This is a genomic window from Candidatus Neomicrothrix sp. (assembly GCF_035329545.1).
In the GTDB taxonomy this organism is placed as follows: Bacteria; Actinomycetota; Acidimicrobiia; order Acidimicrobiales; family Microtrichaceae; genus Microthrix; species Microthrix subdominans.
Genome location: NZ_DAOLGP010000009.1, coordinates 74,987 through 93,580, shown reverse-complemented (window position 1 = coordinate 93,580; position 18,594 = coordinate 74,987). Strand labels below are relative to the sequence as shown.

General features: G+C 61.8%; 4 protein-coding genes. All 4 read right to left on the bottom strand.

Annotated elements, in window-relative coordinates; genetic code table 11:
• Position 1: 1 nt before the first annotated feature.
• Genes PKD89_RS07430 through PKD89_RS07415 form a run of 4 tightly spaced genes read right to left on the bottom strand, consistent with a single transcriptional unit; the run spans position 2 to position 15,978 of the window.
• Positions 2 to 2,122, bottom strand: a complete 2,121-nt coding sequence (locus PKD89_RS07430) for a UvrD-helicase domain-containing protein (RefSeq protein ID WP_289011443.1) — start codon at positions 2,120 to 2,122, stop codon at positions 2 to 4.
• Positions 2,122 to 8,409: a DEAD/DEAH box helicase gene (locus tag PKD89_RS07425; RefSeq protein WP_289011442.1), complete on the bottom strand. Its 6,288-nt coding sequence runs from the start codon at positions 8,407 to 8,409 to the stop codon at positions 2,122 to 2,124. The genes PKD89_RS07430 and PKD89_RS07425 overlap by 1 nt, the downstream gene beginning before the upstream one ends.
• The gene (locus PKD89_RS07420) at positions 8,406 to 13,163 is read right to left on the bottom strand and encodes a hypothetical protein (RefSeq protein WP_324332349.1); all 4,758 of its coding nucleotides are present in this window, start codon (positions 13,161 to 13,163) and stop codon (positions 8,406 to 8,408) included. The genes PKD89_RS07425 and PKD89_RS07420 overlap by 4 nt, the downstream gene beginning before the upstream one ends.
• Position 13,164: 1 nt before the next feature.
• On the bottom strand, positions 13,165 to 15,978 hold the full coding sequence (locus PKD89_RS07415; RefSeq protein ID WP_289011440.1) for a DEAD/DEAH box helicase: 2,814 nt from the start codon (positions 15,976 to 15,978) through the stop codon (positions 13,165 to 13,167).
• Positions 15,979 to 18,594: the final 2,616 nt, after the last annotated feature.

The window sequence follows — 18,594 nt, the reverse complement described above, 5'->3', positions numbered from 1 at the left end:
GTCACTGTCCTGGAAGCAGGGTGCTCGGGGTTCCGGATGAGGTCACGATGAGTTCGTCCCGAGCGCGGGTACAGGCGACGTAAAGGAGGCAGCGTTCTCGAAGAATGTCGATGTCGTGTTGTGCCTCGTCAACACCGACAGCTGTGATCGCCAGGGGGAACGGCAGGTTGTCGGCGTTGGCGGCCACGACGGCGAGACGTGCAAATTCCAGCCCCTTGCAGGAGTGCATCGTCGCCGTTCGGACCCCTGGCTTCTTCGTGTCGCTACCGATCTCCGACCAGCGGATATCAGCGTCATCCATTGCTGCCTGCACGGCACGCAGATCATCTCGGGTGCGAGCCGTAACGCCAATGGCGGCGTGGGCGACTCCCTCATCGAGCCACTCTCGGATTTGTGCGGCAACGAACTCTGCCTCCTCTGCCGGTGTGGCGAACTTCTGGATCGTCGGTGCGGGTCCATCGAACGCAGAGCGATAACCAACCTGTGGCTCGAGGTTGCCGTCGAGGTCGTCGATGTCTTGGCCGGTGAGGATGCCAAGCGTCCAACCGAGGATCTGCTGCGACGTCCGATAGTTGATCTTGAGTCGGCGCGACTTCCCCCTTGTGTCGATCCCGAGGCTCAGCAGGCTGACTCGGTAATCGTAGATGCGCTGATGGGCGTCGCCGGCAATGAAGAGGTCGTTCGGTCCGGCCGCAACTGCCTCGCGGAGGAGACGCCATTGAGCCGGGTGCAGATCCTGTGCTTCGTCGACGACGACGTGCACATACGGATGTCCAGAACGTGCGGCGAGTAGATCCGCCGCTTGGTCGGCGATCTGGAGAAATGTGGCCTGGCCCTTGTCTTGCAGATCACTGAGCATCCGTTCGAGTGCTGACCAGACTGCTTTTCGTGCGGGTCGGGTCAGCCGGCCGCCGCGACCGGGTCGTGGGCTCGTGCCGTAGTCGGCGAGACTTGTGAGCCGACGGGCGAGAATGACCTGTTCCCATTCGGTGATCAAGTACCGACCATCCAGACCGAAGTCATCCAGGCCGCTCATGTTGGCGGCCTGGTCGGCTAGATCCTGAAGCCTGTCCGTCTGAACGACCCGCACGCGGGTCTTCGAGACGGAAAGGGCCTTTCGTGCGAACGAGTCTACGGTCGACACTTGGATTCGGCGGTACTGCTCGGGGCTGCAGAACCCGCGGAGCGTCCGGTCGAGGTTGTCGGTGAGGCTGTTTGTATAGGTCGCTAACAGGACACGACCGTTCGAGTCGTCGGCGTCGATCAGCTGTTGGGCAAGGAAGCGCGCCCGGTGGATAGCGACGACCGTCTTGCCCGTACCGGCGCCGCCAGTCACCTTGGCGGGCCCTGGATACGAGGGGCGATACGCAAGGGCGCGCTGTGCCGGATGCAGGAAGGTTCGCCAGGCCTCAAAATCGCCGGACAGGAGCCCAACAAGTTCCTCGTCACTGGTCGTGACGACGAATGCCGACTTGGTGCCCGGCTGTTCGAGCGCAACGTCGATGTCTTCGGGATCGACCGGATCACCCGTGAGGTCGTAGTCCTGAGAGAGCGCCTCCCAGACCTCATCGGTGGTCTTACCGTCGGCAAGCATAAGCACGGCGTCGCTTTGCGCTGGCGGGAGATAGTTAGCGATGGCGTAGAGCTCAGCTTCGTCAACAATTCGACGGAGCACGGAGATCAGTTCCTCATCGATGCCGACGGCAGCGAATTCGCGATCGCGCCTCTCAGCGAAAAGGCTCGGGGCATTGACCGGCTCCGAGGCCGTGACCGCCTCCACCCGGGCAGCAACGGTAGGGATGTCGAGGATCTCGACGAGACCGGTGACGGGGTTGATCGCGAGCTTCTGCTTCTCCGCCCATTCGTATGCGTCATCGTGTGGAAGCACACGGAGGAGCGCGTACTTACCACCCCCGAGACGAACGACGACTCCTCGCACGGACTGGTCGACGCGAACGGTGCGGATTCGGTCATCCCGGGTTGCGTTTGGCTTCTCGAGGTGCACTCCGGTGTGTGTAGCGTCCTCGAACTTGCCTGGCAGTTCGCGAACCTTCTGTCGAACGGGGGGTTCGAGCTTGACGAAGTCGTCCAAAAACTCCTTGGCGAATAAGAGCGTGGCCATCAGCGAACTCCTTGCTCGAGGGTCTCGACAAGAGACTCTTGTGTCCATCCAGCAGGGCTCCGAAGATCCCATTCCAGGAGGGTGGTCGGCCGGGCAACATTGCTTGGCAGAATCCCAACCTTGCTGGCTGGCCAGGCGACCTCGATCGGTGTGTCGTCAGCGTCCCCTGCAGGAAAGGCAACCTCGAAGTCGGACCAACCGGCATCGATCGCATGCTCGGCGAGAACTATGGCAGCGGCATCGAAGACGTCGGCGAGGAGATCCTCATCGGAAGATGAAAACTGTGTCGACGGAACCGGACCGGTTGAAGCTGACTCCGTGTGGCTGTAGGTCCGGGTGGTCGTGATCACCGCATTCTCATCGAGAAACTGGAGGATGTTTCCAAGATGGAGCCAGTCAGTCCACCTTGCCTTGTCGGGCTCAATAGATGTGTCGTGCGAGACGATGGCGGTCAGGATCTGAGCACGTCCACGTTCAAGGATGGAGCCGCCGTGCTGACCGCTCTGCGATGTCCACGTAACCGCTGCGATACCTGTTTCGTGATCGGAGGGCTGGACGACGTCGCCGAAGGCCAGCTCATCGACTGCTCGTCCGATGTCGTCCACCGGGAGCGTGTGACCATTCCCCGGGGCAAGGCTCGTGGTCAGGGCCAGGGCCCGCCATGCTTGGTCATCGGGATGAGCGAGGTAGTGCACCAGCTGGTCGAATGCACCGAGGGAATGAGCGCTGAATGCCGGATGGCTGGCACCGAATGCTTGCTTCGCTCCTTGTGCGGAGGAGTGGAGTACGGGGTTTGGCAACGGCGTTGCCGAACCGACCGTCAAACCCTGCGACACCGCCGTGAGCGTCGCCTTCACGTCGTGCCAGGTAAGCGCCCACACCCGGGTGCCGCCTGCTCGGACTGACGCGCGGCGGGTGGAGTCCTTATCGACCTGGTCGGGGTCGCTGCCGTGGAACTCCCAGCCGTCGAGATAGATGGCTACGGGAGCGGATCCGGTGGCGTCGACGCGGGTGGCGTAGAAGTCGGGCTTGGTGCCGTGGGCAGCGAGGTTGACCTGCTCCCGTAGCTCCCAATGGGGTCCATCCTGGAACCGCACGTCGAAGCGGGCGAGGCTCGCATGGTCGGGATCGGGTCTGGCGGTGACTCGGGCGGGCCCGTCCGTCGACCAACGATGCAGGAGCGCTTTGAACATCCGTTCCAGTTCGGATTGTCGAACGTTCGAGAGGTTGACACCGGTGATGGTGCCATCCTCGGCGGGCTTGAGGTCCCAACCAGTGAGGATCTCATCGAGCAACTGGAGGGCGACATCGCGCGAGACGAGCGGGATCTCATGGCGGCCCACGGCGGTGAAGAGGCAACGGTGGCAGCCGGGCTGGCCTCGGGTTTGGCACTCGCATGTAGAGATGAGTTCGACAGCGCGGGTCAGGATCTCGCGGAGTCGTTCAGGGTCGGCAAGTCGGGGGAGATAGCCGGTTCCGCCCGGAACCGTGTCATGGACGAGAACGAATCGGTTACGGTCATCCGGCTCGCCACCGGGAGCTGGGAAATCGGTCTGGATCACGCGGAGGTGCGACGGGTCGCCACCGAACGAATCCCGGAGGCCGAGGAGCAGAGCCGCCTTGAAGGACAGCACCCGTTCGATGGCCTCGAACTCCGCGACCGGAAGCAGAATTCTGACTGCCTCGGTAACGAGTTCGTGAGCGAGAACGAGGCTGTCCCATTGCTCCTTGCGCGCGCCAGACCGGACCTTGCACCACGTGCGGTGGTGGTTCGAGTCTTCCGGGTCGCGTGTGTCACCGCGGATGCCGTAAACGCCGCCACAATGCCGACAGACGGTGAAGAGTGAGACCGGGGCGTCGTAGCCATCGATACGGACCTGACGGGACTGACCGGAGCGAGACCCGTGCGGGCCGAGGTTGAGATAACGAATACGGGCGGCTCGCGCCGCCTCGACGCCGAACACGATCTTGGCGTGGAGATGAGCGGCGGTGATGTCGTCAGGTGCGATATCGACGGAGGTAAGGACCTCATGCCATTCCTTCTCGCGGTCTTCGCTGTCGTCGCCGACTCGCGCCGAGGTCTCCCGCTCCGTCGACGACACGACCCGCATCGGCAGGACCGTGAGCATGGCACCCTGGTCAGCGACTCCATTCGATCCGCATCGCGGGCAGGTGACGACGGTGGTGCTCACATCGGCTGATGCCCAAGCACAGGACGGGCAGAAGCGCCACGTTGCGTGGGCCGGTTCGCTCTCGGTGCCATTATCGACAGAGTCGATTCGCACCCGGTGCGCATCGACGTAGAAGTAGTTGCCCGGCGCCAACTCGCGAATGGCGATGGAAGCTGGCCTGGTGTATTCCTCCGCCCTTGACGTGAATCGTTTGCTCTGTTCGTCTCCGGGGTCGTAGCCGTCATTCGGACCCCAGAGGTTCACCTCAAGGGTGACGGTGTCGTCGAAAAGGGTGTAGTTGGGCAGCAACCCGAGACTCTCCAGTGCACCAAGAGTGTCCTGGCTCTTGGCTCGGATGATTCGACTGGCGGTGTACCGCAACTCGGCCACGACCCGTCCGAGCGTGTCCTTGTCCTCATCGGTCGGGTTCTCCAGGGCGACGAGTGGCTTCTCACGTTCGCGCAGCCGGTCTCGTTGGTTGGTGAGGGTTTTGATGTGCACCCACCATCGATCGATGACCCGTTCGACGTGAGGTCGCATGTCGACGGAGGCCCAGGAGGCCAGACGCGTAGAAACGGAAGCGTCGAGGTGTTGCCCAAAGAGGCCTACAAATCGCGTCACCAAGTCTCGGGCCCTACCGGCTTCGAGGATCTCGGCAAGCCAGCCGCCTGGTTGGAGCCCGGACGAAGCGATCTGCCCAATGGTTCGTGGCATCTGCCCTGCGCTGGGGATGAGACCGTCAGCGCCTTCGGCGGCTCGATCGAGCAGGAACGCCAGGTACTGGCGACGGAGGATCTCAATGGCGTCGAGATAACAGCTCGGTGCGGTGATGTCGCCGGCAATCATCAGTTCCGGGTCGTGGAGAAAGTACAGGCTTCGGGGATCACCCTCGGCGAATGTCGTAACGAACGCATTTCCCGTCTTTCGGCCGGCACGACCCACGCGTTGGATGTAGCTGGATTGCGTTGGCGGGACTGCGGTGAGCATCACGGCCGAAAGGTCGCCAATGTCGATCCCCATCTCGAGCGTGGGTGTCGCCGCTAACACGTTGGGGGCATCAGGCGTTCCCCCATCCTTGAAACCGGTCTCGATGAGCTCCCGCCGCTGGCGTGTGAGCATTCCGGTGTGTTCGGCGGCGACGACCCGCCGGATCTGCCCGGACCGGTAGAGGTGGCGGTAGTAGTTCGTCGGCAATGTCGACGCCGGTTTATAGGTGCCCGTGCACCGCAGCCGAAGGCAGGGTCGGCCATTCCAATCGTCGAATCGCTCAGGTGTGGCGTAGTGCCGGTGCGCACACAGCTCGCACCGGAGTTCAGTCCGGGGAAACCCGTCGACAGATGGGGCAATGTCTACGAACTCGATGCGATCGGCGGGAAGGCCCCACACCGTCCCTTTGGTGGAAGTCCGGGCGCCGAGGATCTCTTGCTCGGTGAGCAGGTGGAGAAGGTCTCGGAGCGCCTGGTCGGCTGCTGCTCCTTCGATTCCCAGCACCTTCTTCGACCAGAGACGGAGCCAGCTTTGCGGTCCGGTAACGGGATCGAACTCATCGGATTTGGCGGAGGAATAGAAGGCAGGCGCGGTTATACCCTTCGGGAACTTGGGTGCGAGACGGTCGCCACCACCCCAAATGCGCCAGCGGTTGCCATTCTCGGCGACGTACCGGTCGAGGAACGGGTGGAAGATTCCGCCGCGGAGTCTCAGGCGTTCGATGACTCCGTGGATCCACGTTTGGATGGTGACGGCGTCGGTGAGGAGCAGGCCGGTGTTGGCCTGCACTGCCTCGGTGGCGAACTGGACGAGGTTGGTCCACTCATCGTCGGTGATCAGCACCTCGGCAATGGCGGTGCCCGTGGTCTCCAGTGTTCGGCCGAGACGCGATCGCACCCCTGCTTCGAGAATTGCGTCGAAACCGAGTCGTTCGGCCAGACCGTCGCGGGCTTCCTGGGCGGCGTTAGTCCCGGGTGATTCCCATGACGCTGCCAACCAGCCCTCCCACAGAAGGTCGGGCGGGACGAGTGCGAAGACGTCGTCGAGCGGGCGATCACCCTGGTCGGCCTTGGTGAGGACGACCTCGGCGACGCGCTGAAGTGGCACGCGTCCCTTTGACTGGAGCGCACCGGAGAGGGTGGCCCGGAGATTAAAGCGATGCGTTCGGCCCGAGAAGAATGCGGCGCGGTGGGAGGCGTCCTGGACCGAGTCGGTGAAGGCGAGCAGCTTGCGTTCGTCGTCGGCGACGTAGTCGGAGCCGAACATCTGGGTGATGCTCACCGACGCGAGCGTCGTGACCCGTGACCCGAGGAACCGGATGGCGTCTCGGGTGCCGCACGACGGGCATTGTTGGCGTTTGGCGGCTTCGTCGCGCGATTCTTCGGTGGACTCTTCGCCGGTCATCCCGGCGACGAGCACAGGGATACGCGTTGCTTTGTCGTCATCGCCCTTGTGGACTTGACCGCTGGCGGGGTCGAGCCAGAGGACGTCCGGCTCGGGCGCGTTGGCTCGAAGCATCGTCCTAGTCCGTTCGCGGTCCCGCACCGACACGAGATAGGGGTCGGTATCGTGGTCATATACAAGACGTTCGATCGCCGCAGCACCCTGTCCCCCGGCTCGGTTCACGACCCCGAGCCAGCCGGACCGGCCGCATGAGGTGCAGTACACCGATGGCAGCTCGTGGGTAGCGTCGTCATGATCGTTTGGTGGTGAGTCCGCCCAGCGGAACCCGGGCGTGCCAGACACGAGACGCTTGAGACGCGTGACTTCTCGTATCCACAGCTGCACCTCGACGGAGAAGAGCGGTCGGATCCCACCAGTACTGGTGCGGCCCTTGGCCTGCGAAACCAGGGCGACAAACCGCTCGAGGCCTTCTTCGACTGCGTCCACGTCGCGCGTCAAAGCCTCGCCCCACTCGGGGATCTGCTGTGCCACGCCGGCGACCGCATCGGGCCACCGGCGGGGACGGTCAGCCGCGACGCGGAGCAGGCTTGCCGTGACTCGATGCCGTAGTAACCGATCGCCCACGGACTTGGCGTCGTCGAACCCCTCGCCGGTGAAAGCCTCGGCTAGCGCGTCGAGGTCAAGCGGATCGAGAGCGATCAGATCTTCCGGGCTAGGGACAGGCATCCCAAAGTCGATGTCGCCGCATACTTCCGCGACGGTTCGCCGCTGTTCCCCGATGATCGACGACGCATCGAACCGCACTCCGAACACGCGGGATGCGAAGCTGCACATATCGGCCGCTGCTGTCGGGGACGACCCGAGCGTGGCTGACGTGCCAACACATCCGACGCCGGTGAGCGGCGAAGCTGTGGTCGCTGTGTTGAGGCGATACCCGAGTCGCCGGAGCAGCATTGCCACGTCGGTGCCCTGTGCGCCGTCGTACGTATGGAACTCGTCGAGGACCAGGTATTTCAGGGGCTGCTCCCAACTGTCGTCGTCGGTTGGCCGGGTATTTGCCGCCCACAGGCGTTGCCGAGTCCAGTTCGTCAGGAGCCGGTCGAGCATCTTGTAGTTGGTGAGAAGGATGTCGGGTGGGTCGGCTTGCAGTTCTGCCGGGTCGGAGATGAGGTGCGATCCGTCCATCGCCCGACGTGGACGGATCGAGCCGTCATCGCCGATCCACACCCCTCCGCGAACACCGGCGGCTTGAGCTTCCGGATCCGTGAGGAGCGCTGCGATACGTCGCTCCTGGTCTGTGACGAGGGCGTTCATGGGATACAGCACGAGCGCCTTGATGCCCCGCTGGCCCCGACCACGAGCAGAGATAGCGTGATCGATGGCCGGGATCAGGAAGCCCTCCGACTTACCAGAACCGGTCCCGGTGGTAATCAGGGTTGGCTTCGGCGTCCGCCCTCGACCAGAAAGCCGCTGCCACGCCAGAAGCTGGTGCAAGTACGGCCGAAACCCGGGAGGTGCCCACGCAAGGCCTAGGTCCGAATCGTCAGGAGCTTCGACAAACGGCAGCCGGACACGCAGGTACGGACCACGGAAGATCCCGTCTACCTCATCCAAGAGAAACTCGGTGAGTGTCTTGTAGGCCTCGTCCTCGGAGAGCGCGAACGTCGTTGCGAGGTACTCGACGATCGAGCCACGAAGCTCCCGAGCAACAAGAGACGGAATCACGACGCCAAACCACTGGGTGTCGCCGGGTCGAGGCCATATCGTTCGACGAAGACGTCGTAGGCACTCGTCATCGCTTCGACCCGATCGGCAGAAGTGAAGGGCGGTTCGAACGGCCCGAGATCAACGTCGCGATCTCCCCCGAGGTAAGCAGAGACCCGGTCCCACACCCTGACCCATCCCCGGGTTCCTTCCTCCTTGGCCTGTGCTTCAAGCTGCGCCTGAAGAAATCCGTGCTGGTGCCAGTCGCCGCAGAGCTGTCGACCTTTAGCGTCGAACACCATCTGATGCTCGTAGGCACGCAGCACTGGGAACTGGGAGTTGTAGACGGCGGTCAACCCAGCCGGGTCGACTCCCAGCACAAGTGCCCCGAGTGCATCAAGCTCGGTGAGAAGCAGCCACCTGTCAAGGTCTGTCCGGACCGGAACGCCCATGTCCCAGGTAGTTGGAGGCGAGGCGATAGAGCGGGTGGCACGTGCACTATCGGCGAAATCGTCCTCGGTCCAATGCTCGGAATGTAGCGAGCTCCAGAGATCAGCGAAGTCGTCGGTCAGGCAGTTGAGCCGGGCCACGCGGTGGAGCACAGGCGCCGAGAACGTACTTTCCTTTCGCATCGCCGGAAGTCGCCCAATTACGCCTTCGGTCACGTCGGTGGTATCGGTAATTCGGATGAAGAAGTCGGAAAGCAATCCCGACAAAACGCCGACAAGCAGGGCGGTGTCGGTCTCGTCTGCGTAACCCCCGAAGTAACAGATATTGGTAGCGATCGGCCCACGCGGGCAGAGTGACACAAACAGCGATCGGTACGTGTTGGAAGGAATGCGCTTTCGTACTATGGCTCGGAAGCTCTCCGAGTATGGAATGCCATCCCACGTTTCAAGCGATGTCGCCAACGCTGACCTGCTTGCCTTGCGTTGCCAATTTGTCCGTGGAATGTGTGACTCTGAAAGCTCGTTGAGATCAATCTCGTCGTAGTCCTGCTGATGCAGCCCACTTAGCCTGGGCTCCTTCTGGAACGGATTGGAGATACCGAAATGTGGGCCCTGAAGAACGACGTCTGTCCATGCAGCGGGCCGGTCCGTCCGTTGCTCAAGTAGCCCTGCGCGCTCGGCCGCAGACTCCTCGACTCCGCGTGTCCAGAAAAGGCCCTGAGATCCGAGCCTGTGCGAATGTCTGCCAAGGGCCTCGGCTGCCGCAGCCTCAGCTGACGTTACGTTCTTGATAACCGGCGATGAAGGCGGCTCGCTGTAGGCCAGGAGTGCTGCCCAGGACGAAAGCGTGCCAGCGTCGACCTCGACAAACCGTTCTGCGTGTGGCCGAAGGTCCCAGCCCCCCGCAGGCAGCTTGCGACCGGGAAGCTCTCCGGTACCGTCGTGTCCGATGCTGCGATCGACGACTGACGGGTGATACAGAAACGCTGCCTGCGTAAACGACGGATCCTCCCGCTCAGATGAGTAGACGTGGACCCCGTACTCACGCGTATCGCTGATCTCTGCGAACAGCATGAGTTCGTTGATGAAGTGGTAGTGACGCCGGTAACGCCGGTATGCCGTCGCACGAAGTTCCGCTGCCTTCGGGTCGCTCAAGAAGCCCTCTGGATGAAGCAGCGCTGTCACACCGCCGCTGGCCTGTCGACGCCAGGAGTTGGTGATGAAGAGCAGGTACAGGTTGTTCTGTTGTCCGACAAGGAGCGGTTCGCGGGACCCTGCACCCAGCAGATCGTTGAGACCTTCGTTCTCGGCGAGCTCCGTCATGTACTGCTTGCGGGCAGCTGGGGCAGCGAGCACGACGCCGCGGCGTTCAATCCGTTGCTCTTGCGTGATCGACGGCGCTACACCAAAAAACGGGTCGTACTCTGCGAGCACGAAATCATCCGACCATCGGGGCCGCACCCAGGGCGGGTTCCCGACCTGGAGCTCGAATCCGCCACCATCGAACACAGTCGGCTGCTCAAGCTCCCAGTGAAAGAACGCTTGGTCAGCTGCGATGTTCCGGCACTCCCGTAGCCATGGGTGACGTTGAATGACCTCCACCACCGAGGCCCGCCCGAAACTCTCGACCGACTCAAGGGTCCCATCGGCAAGCTCGTTCGGCGTGAACAGCTCGCCTGTGTCTGCCGAGTCCGGCTGCCCCAGAAGGAGCTCGCCGGCCTCAATCCACGCATCGACGCTGGGCAGCAATGATCCGTTCGCCGGACCCCACATCCAGAGCGCGCACCATGCGTCCATGAGGAGTCGGAGTCGAGCAGACGGACCTTCTGGATCGTTGAACCTGCCGCTTCCACCTGACGGCAACTTGGCCGAGTTCCTGCCCCAGAGGTTGACAGCGCGAGAGTTCGCCCGCAGGTAATTCCGTCCATCTTGAGCGGCGGTCGCCCACGCTCGGTCCACACGCCGAGCGAGGGCCTGCAACCGGTCGAGCTGGTGTTTGGTCGGCACGGCGTGGGCCCGCTTGCGCCAGGCCCGAACGGTCTCGGACCACTGCTCCGCCAGCCCTGGCCTGGGATGCTTACCGCCGACACCCTTAAGCTCGCCGGCGGACGCAGCTATGCCCCATCCTTCGCCCGGGAGAAGGAAGTGATGGATCCCGGATGCCTCGCCGAGTGGGACATCGTCAAAGGGAAATTCGGTCGGAGCGACGGCAGGCTTGCGGTTCGTCCCTTTCCACGGCTGCTTCTTCGCCTGCTCGACGGTGTATACGGCGCGGCGGGCACCGATCAAGCTGTTGCCACGACGGAGCCGGGCGCCAAAGTGGGGAGCACGGAGCCCGGGGTACATGCAGTTCAGCCACAAGCTGACCTCAGCGAGCTCGACCGCAGTGGGGTTGAGGTCGACGCCATAGCACTGGTTGATGGCGAAGTGGGCCTTCGTCTTCTGTAGTTCGAGCTGGTACTGATCGGGGTCGATAATCTCGCCCGCCTCGTCTTGGGCTGCCTTGAGATAACGCTCGGCGAGCTGGATGATCGCTTCGTTGAGGAACGCGCCGCTGCCGAGCGCTGGCTCACACACGGTGAGCTCGAGAACGTCAGCGGCAGCCAAGTCGGGATGTTCCTCCCAGTACACGTCGAGGGTATGGCGGACGGTGAACTCAGTGAGTACCTCGGGTGTGTAGTAGCTGGCTGACCGCTGACGGTCTCGGCCAGATAACCGGAACACAAAATCGCCTTCACGATACCGGACAGGTCGCTCCTGCCCCTCCGCTCCCTCGACGAGAAACACGTCGTCGGGGAACTCCTTGGCCCGGTCGACCGGGATGACCCAAGAGCCGTTGTCAGGGTCGCCATCATTGGCAATCTCGAAGAGCTCCTCAGTCGCGAGGAACCCCTTGTAGGCCATGAGGCCCTCGTACACCGCGCCCAATTGATTGATGCCAAGGGTCGCGTAGCTCAGGGCCTGCCGGCTACGACCGCGCTGTTCCTTCGAGAAGCAGAGGTTGGCGAGTACCTGCTGCAGTGTTTCGTCGGTGATCCTGGAACGGTCGAGCAGCGGGCAGGCTCGCTCGGAGAACAGCGTCGACCCCAGACCAGGGAAGGTCAATCCTCGAGCATCGATCTCCAAGGTCGCTTCAGGCTCATACCCGTCGTTGACGAGGCGGAACAGGACCGCTAGCGACTGCTGGAGATGGGTACTTTCACGAGCTCGATCATCATGAAGCTCGGTGAGGGCGGTTTCGCGGAGCCTGGCCAGGCTGTATCCGGCCTGGTAGTCCGGGTCGTCAACGGGGAGGATGCCAAGCTCGGGACGAGCTTCGGCGAACAAGAGCACGATCACTCGGTAGAGGTAGCGGAGACTCTGGAGGGTGAGGTCGTCGGGATCGATCTGTCGCCATGCGCCCTTCTGCCGGTGGCGGATGTCCCTCACGACGGCATTGGCGAGGAGTTCGACGCTGCGTCGGACGCCATGTCGCAGCTCCTTCGAGACTCCGGCCGACTCATTGGCGGCCTTGTCGAGAAGTGCAGTGAGAATCGACTGGGCGTCCTCATCGGGATCGATGGCGTCAGCACTGAACAGGGCGGCGATCGCAGACAGTTCACCTTTCGCTCGGTCATCGTTCCGTGCAACTGCGTTGTCGAGGTTGGCGGCAAGAAGGACGCCCTCCCCCCATCGATCGCGATCGAGCAGTGTGATCGACCCTCCTGAAGTAATGAGGAGGTAGTTCGGGGGGTCGTCGGCGGTAAAGATGAGCTGAGCTGCTTCGAGGGCGGTTCGTCCTTCCGCCTTGCCCCCAACTCGCACGGGGTCGAGCAGCGTTCCAGCCGGAGCCGTCTTGGTAGCGACGACCGTCGAGGGGTCCGTGGCGAAGACCCCGTCAAGAGCGAGGAGCAATAGGCCGGTTGATGTCTCACAGACGTGGGCAGTTGGAATCTCGAGCGTCTTGTCGCCGGACGTCAGCGTCACTACCTCGTCGCGATTCGGCATCCAGCCCAGAGCCAGCAACACCTCGTCGTTGAGGTCGCGGAGCGCCTCAACCGAGTCAGTCGACAAAATACCGAGATCGAGTCGTCCGTCGTCCGTCTCGCCATCGGGCGACGTGAGGGCGGCATCGACCCGAAACTTGTCGAAGGCGTTGGAGAGACCGCGAACGCGACTTCTCGCCGTACGGTCCCCCTTGCGTTCGGCGGCGTCCCATCGCTTATAGAGCTCGTCGAGACCGGCGTCGAGTCGGTACGAAAGGAAGTAGTCACTGAAGTAGGCCTGGTTGACGACCGAGGGCAGGCTCTTCTCAGCCGACGCTGCCTTATTTGTCCGAGGAGCCATGTCAGTTCCTCGGAACAAGCGCGCCAATGACGCGGATCAGCGGTGATGGGGCGGCTGTGTTATCGGCAATCAACCCTTCGATCTGACGGGTCACCCGATCGATGTCAGAGAAACGACGGTCGCGATGCGGGCCGGGCTTCATCTCATCGGCAACGGCCCGTGCGCTGATCTGCCATCGTTCGAGCCTCGTTCTCGTGGCCTCGAGCCGCTCGCTGACCTTTTCCAACGGCCCTTCCATATGCGCCGCAAGGTTGCTTTCGACGGCGGTGACGATCGGGCCGAGCTGTGCCTCAACCACGGCCATGTCGCCTTGCCAGACAGGGTTGACCATGCCTTCAGCAACACCGGCGGCCGCAAGGGTCGGGAACATGTCCGCAAATGTGACCATCTCGTCCTCGATCGTGGCGGCCAGCCATACAGAGGCGATCGGCTCACCGAGCTTGTTGGACCAGACACCGGAGACGAGAACGGTGGGGGCGTCGACTGCACATGCAATGGCGATGGCTTCGTTGCGTTGGACCCGGTAAAGGAGTTTGTCCGCAAGCCAGTCGAGTACCGGATGCTGAGGACCGAGGTAGTGGACTTCGGGCCAGGCGGTTCCGGTGTCTCCCGAATCGGCTTTGGCATTGACGGCGTCATCGAGCGATTGGGTGGCCACACGCTGGTCGGTGGTGAGTCGCAGTCGACCGGCCAGGTTGCGCTGACGCAAGTATGACTGCGGGAGCGCATCGAGTCGGCGCAAGAGATCCTGGGGCGGCTCGAAGCTCAGGACCTGACCGTCGGTCTCCCAGCCGATCTGGCTCAAGTCGCCGTAGACCAGGGTGGCTCCGACCCTGAGGAAGTCATCCGGGCAGTTGAAGAGCGAAGGGACCGGGCTCGTGGCAACCGGAGGCGCTGATGACTCTGCTTCAGGCGGGGTGTCGAGGCCGGCGAACGCCCACGGATCAAAGGTGTTGGCTGTCGGCACGGCTTCCTCAAGCGCCGCTTCTCGCTCGTCGGTGGTGCGCTTACGCAGGGCATCGATAATCGCGCTCTGCTCAGCCGATTCGCTGTAGAGCCCCATGACAGACGCTGCATCACCCAACGCTTTGTGGGCGGTGTTCTCCTTCTCGACGAGCTTCGACACGACACGAACGTCGCTGGCGGTCTCCTCATCGGCAGGGTTGTAGATGAGGTAGCGGATTTCCGGGCGGTGGAGTTGGCCATAGCGATCAATGCGGCCGTTGCGTTGTTCGAGGGTGATCAGCGACCAAGGGAGGTCAAAGTGGATCAGGTGATGGCACTGCTTGTGAAGGTTCACGCCCTCAGACGCGATATCGGACGTCACGAGGACACGGATCGGGGCCGAGGCCATCGAGAACGCCTCAACGATCTGTTGTTGCTCCTCGTCGCTCTTAGAGTTGTGGAACGTCTCGACCTGCTTGTCAGCCATCCCGAGTTCGTCCCGAACGGCTTCAGCGATCCAATCAAGGGTGCGAACACGCTCGGAGAAAATCACAACTCGGACGTTCGACTCCTTGCCAACCCCGATCTCGCGGAGCGTGGCGACAAGCTTCGCGAGCTTGGCTGGTGCGTTGTCCATCGCCTCCTGGGCCTTGACTCGGAGGCGGCGGAGCGCTTCGACCTCTGGGGAGTCAGTCGGGGTCGACGGATCAAGCGGAACCGCTGTCCCGTATTTGTTGAGGCGGTTATCGATCGACTCGGAGAGCGCGGCTGGTGAGGAGAGCGCTCCCTTCAGCAAGGTGTAAGGAAAGAGGCGATCCTCGCAGGGGGCGGACTTCTCGGGGTTCAGCCAGGTCTCGCTCAGTTCTGCAAAGACCGCTTCCTCATCAGGGCTCGGTATTACGGCGACCGGAACGGGCTCGGCGCGTTCGGCCCACCGGTCGCCAATGACCGCTTCGACGTCGGGTGACTTCTTGTGACGACGAATGACCAGGTGCTCGATGTCCTCGGCCGTGACCTCCTTTGGGTCCGGAACAGCCGTCGGATCGAGCAGCGAGATCAACTCGGCGAAGGACTCCGATTTTCCATTGTGCGGTGTCGCGGTCGTGAGGATGAGCGCGTCGGCATTAGGTGCGAGGACACGAGCGACCTGACTGCGGAGGCTCGCCCTATTGGTCGCGCTGTGGGCTTCGTCGATCCACACGGCATCCCAACGGACGCGCTCCAGATGGTGCCGGTATCGACTGGGATTCTTGATTGTGTCGATCGAGACGATGACACGGTTGAAGTAGGTGAACGGGTTGCGACCTGCCGGGATCCTCTGCCGGACCCGCTGGATTCCTTCAGAGTCGAGTCGAACGAGAGGAAAGGCACAGCGGCACCACAGCTCGTGTTGGATCTGATCGAGGATGTGCCGAGGTACGACGGCCAGCACCCGGTTGGCTCGGCCGCGTCGTTGAAGTTCAGCAAGGAGCATCCCAACCTCGATCGTCTTGCCCAGCCCGACGGCATCGGCGATCAAGAGCCGGGGCTGCAGCTGCGTCGTCGCCTTGCGGAACGGCTCACGTTGGAATGGCAGATCATCAGCGAGCAGCAGGTGGCCGACGGTGAGATCCGTATTCGACACGGGGACTGGGGTCCGGTGGAGAACGCTCTCAAGAACCAGCCTGGTCTCGACCCCGCTTGGGGAGGTATCTAGGCGAAAACGGGTTCGAGTCGGATCCTCCGGCTCGATAACATCGAGATCCGAGAAGAACGATGCAGCCTGATCGCGGACGAGTTCGCTCCGGCCGATGCAACGAACGATCGCCCGACTTCCCATCGAATGTCGTTCGAGTTCGATGACCTGCCAGTCCTGGTCACGCACGATCACGCGTGAACCCGCTGCGATGAGATCCAGTTGTTGCGCGCTTGTCGCCGACTCTGCCAAAACCCACTCCCCTAGGACTGCGATCTCTCACGGTAGCGACTAGCGAGACCCGACGATTCATTCCCGCCAATCTGCGAGCGTGGCTCGCAGCCCTTCACGGTTTCGCCCCCTCCGCCGGAAAGGTCGGAAGGACCGGAGGGTTGAAGTTCGGGAATAAGACTTGCAAGCGAGGACCGCGTCGCAGCGCTGGGAGCTCGTTGAGATGCCCTAATCAATTAATGGCCAGCAGGTTGGCGACGTCCAGCAAGCTAGCTGCGGTCTCCTTTTCGCCTTACCGAGGTTCCCTCCCTCGGGGGAGGGCAGTTCCTGCATCGCGACTCACTCCATGACAGGTCGTCAGCGATGGTGACCTGGGCCGAGCCTTGAGTACCACGCTCTTAACGACCGGAAGAACTGCTCAGCTCTGCATCCGCTGGAAGACAGCGCTCAGTGGCCGGACAGGGAACTCCGCAATTTGGGTGCATCGATGGCTAGTTAGTGAGAGGATGGCCTCTCGGTATCAGCCGCCATCGGGCATCTACGGGATGGGTACTCCGAATGAGGAAACGAAGAACTCAAGCAGTCGTTGTGATTCATGGTATCGGCGAGCAGAAACCCATGGGGACGGTACGCAGCTTCGTAGCGTCCGTACTACCTAGCGCCCCTGCTGGCCCACAGTATTTTAGCAAGCCTGACCCGCTATCGGGAACGCTCGAACTTCGTACACTCCAGAACCGTCAGCAGCCACGCACGCACTTTTTTGAGTACTACTGGGCTTCTCAAGTCGATGGAACCACATTGGCCCACGTAGCCGGATGGACAAAATCGTTACTATTGCGCAAGCCTAGCAAAATTCCACCTAACCTTAAAACGATCTGGTTTTTGTCTTGGGGCCTTCTCGTGGCCGGGCTGGCCTTCTGGTTTCAGTGGTTCCTTCGCAAAGCACCCGATACCGGAGTGGCGAGCAACATCTGGATTGGGTTTTGTCTCACCACCGTTTGGGCCATCGTGCAGGGTTTTTTAGTGAAGTCGCTGGGCGATGCCGCACGATACCTCAGTCCGATCCCCGAAAATATTAAGATGCGGCGAACAATTCGTGATGAGGGCCTACAGCTCCTCCGAAGCCTCCATGATGCAAAAGGCCCAAAGGGCGAACCGCTATATGAGCGAATTGTTGTCGTCGGACACAGTCTCGGCAGCGTAATCGCCTACGATCTCTTAAGGCAGCTCTGGGCCGAAATGCACTCGACCTATAGTAGACCTCAACCCTGCGAACAGTCAGCACTGGCCGAGGCGGAGCGGCTAGCAAATGCTTTAAGCGAACAACTCAAGCGGAATCCCAGTACCAAAGACTGCAGGATATCGCTGGTACAAGAATACCAAAATGCCCAGTGGGAGCTTTTTCAAGAAATGTCAAAGTTGGGAAATGCTTGGCGGATTACGGATTTAATTACAGTTGGCAGCCCCTTAACTCACGCACCGTTACTACTAGCGAAGGACTCAGACGATCTCATCCAACGACAAGTGGAGCGCGAGCTTCCTACCTGTCCACCAATTATCGACGAGGAGCACGGCTCTTTAGATCGCTTTTCGTATCAGATTTGGAAGCCTTTCGGCGCGCCCAGTGACTCTTTCCATCTCCGAGCTCCTCACCATGGTGCCCCTTTCGGCCCAACAAGATGGACCAACCTCTATATGCCAACATGGGCCGGAGTAGCTGGCGATCTCGTGGGTGGCCCCCTTGCTCCCTGTTTCGGGCCAGGAGTGCTCGACGTCGCGGTGCGCGGACCAAACTGGATTCGCACTCATACCCTCAAGGCCCACTCTTCCTATTGGTCCCCAGGCTCGTCTGAGTCAGGCAGCAACGACGAGCCGCGTCTCTCGCTTGACGCCTTAAGGGACGCTCTTGCTCTGGACTTAGACCCGGCGGAACTAAGTGACACGCCCCCAGTTTAGAGGGAATTTGGTTTAGATTTATGGACAAAATCAACCGTCTTTTAGTCATTATTGCCCGTTCTCCAGGCCTCGCATAATTGATGACAGAGTCGTCACTGACCGGATGATTAATTTCATATAGTCGTGCTGACGGTCGACGAGCTTCAAGGTCGACGTTCGAGTCCAGACGGTGGCAGTTGGGCGAACTGCAAAGCGCTAATCGGCACGCACTCGCCCCAATATGCGCCGTTCCGGATGCGAACTGGACGACCGAGCTGATTCGTGACTCGACGCCACACGGCGATACAGCCAGCTACGCCTTTTCTGACGTGGCGTTCGTCGCCCGTTCAGGCGTAATCGCCTAGCGGCTTGCCACCGTTGGTGTGGCTGCTCCGCAATGCGTTCTCGCTGACCTTCGTCTTGGTCTGCATTCGCTTCCAACAAGACCGTTTTCCACCGTGAGCGTTCGATCAAACTGTTTGAGTGATACACCGAACGGCAGTCGAACAATTCACCGACGAGCGGCCATCGCTCGATTCCTACTGGCGGGCGCAGAACCATTAAGGACCCAAAACATCCCCACACAAAATCGGCTTTGAGCCGGCGCCTCTGGGGTTGGGGGGCCCGGCGAGGGGGGTGGGTCCC

Bases quoted from the DNA above. Each gene is read 5' to 3' on its own strand.
- PKD89_RS07430 (WP_289011443.1), bottom strand. From the start codon at position 2,122: ATGGCCACGCTCTTATTCGCCAAGGAGTTTTTGGACGACTTCGTCAAG.
- PKD89_RS07420 (WP_324332349.1), bottom strand. From the start codon at position 13,163: ATGGCTCCTCGGACAAATAAGGCAGCGTCGGCTGAGAAGAGCCTGCCC.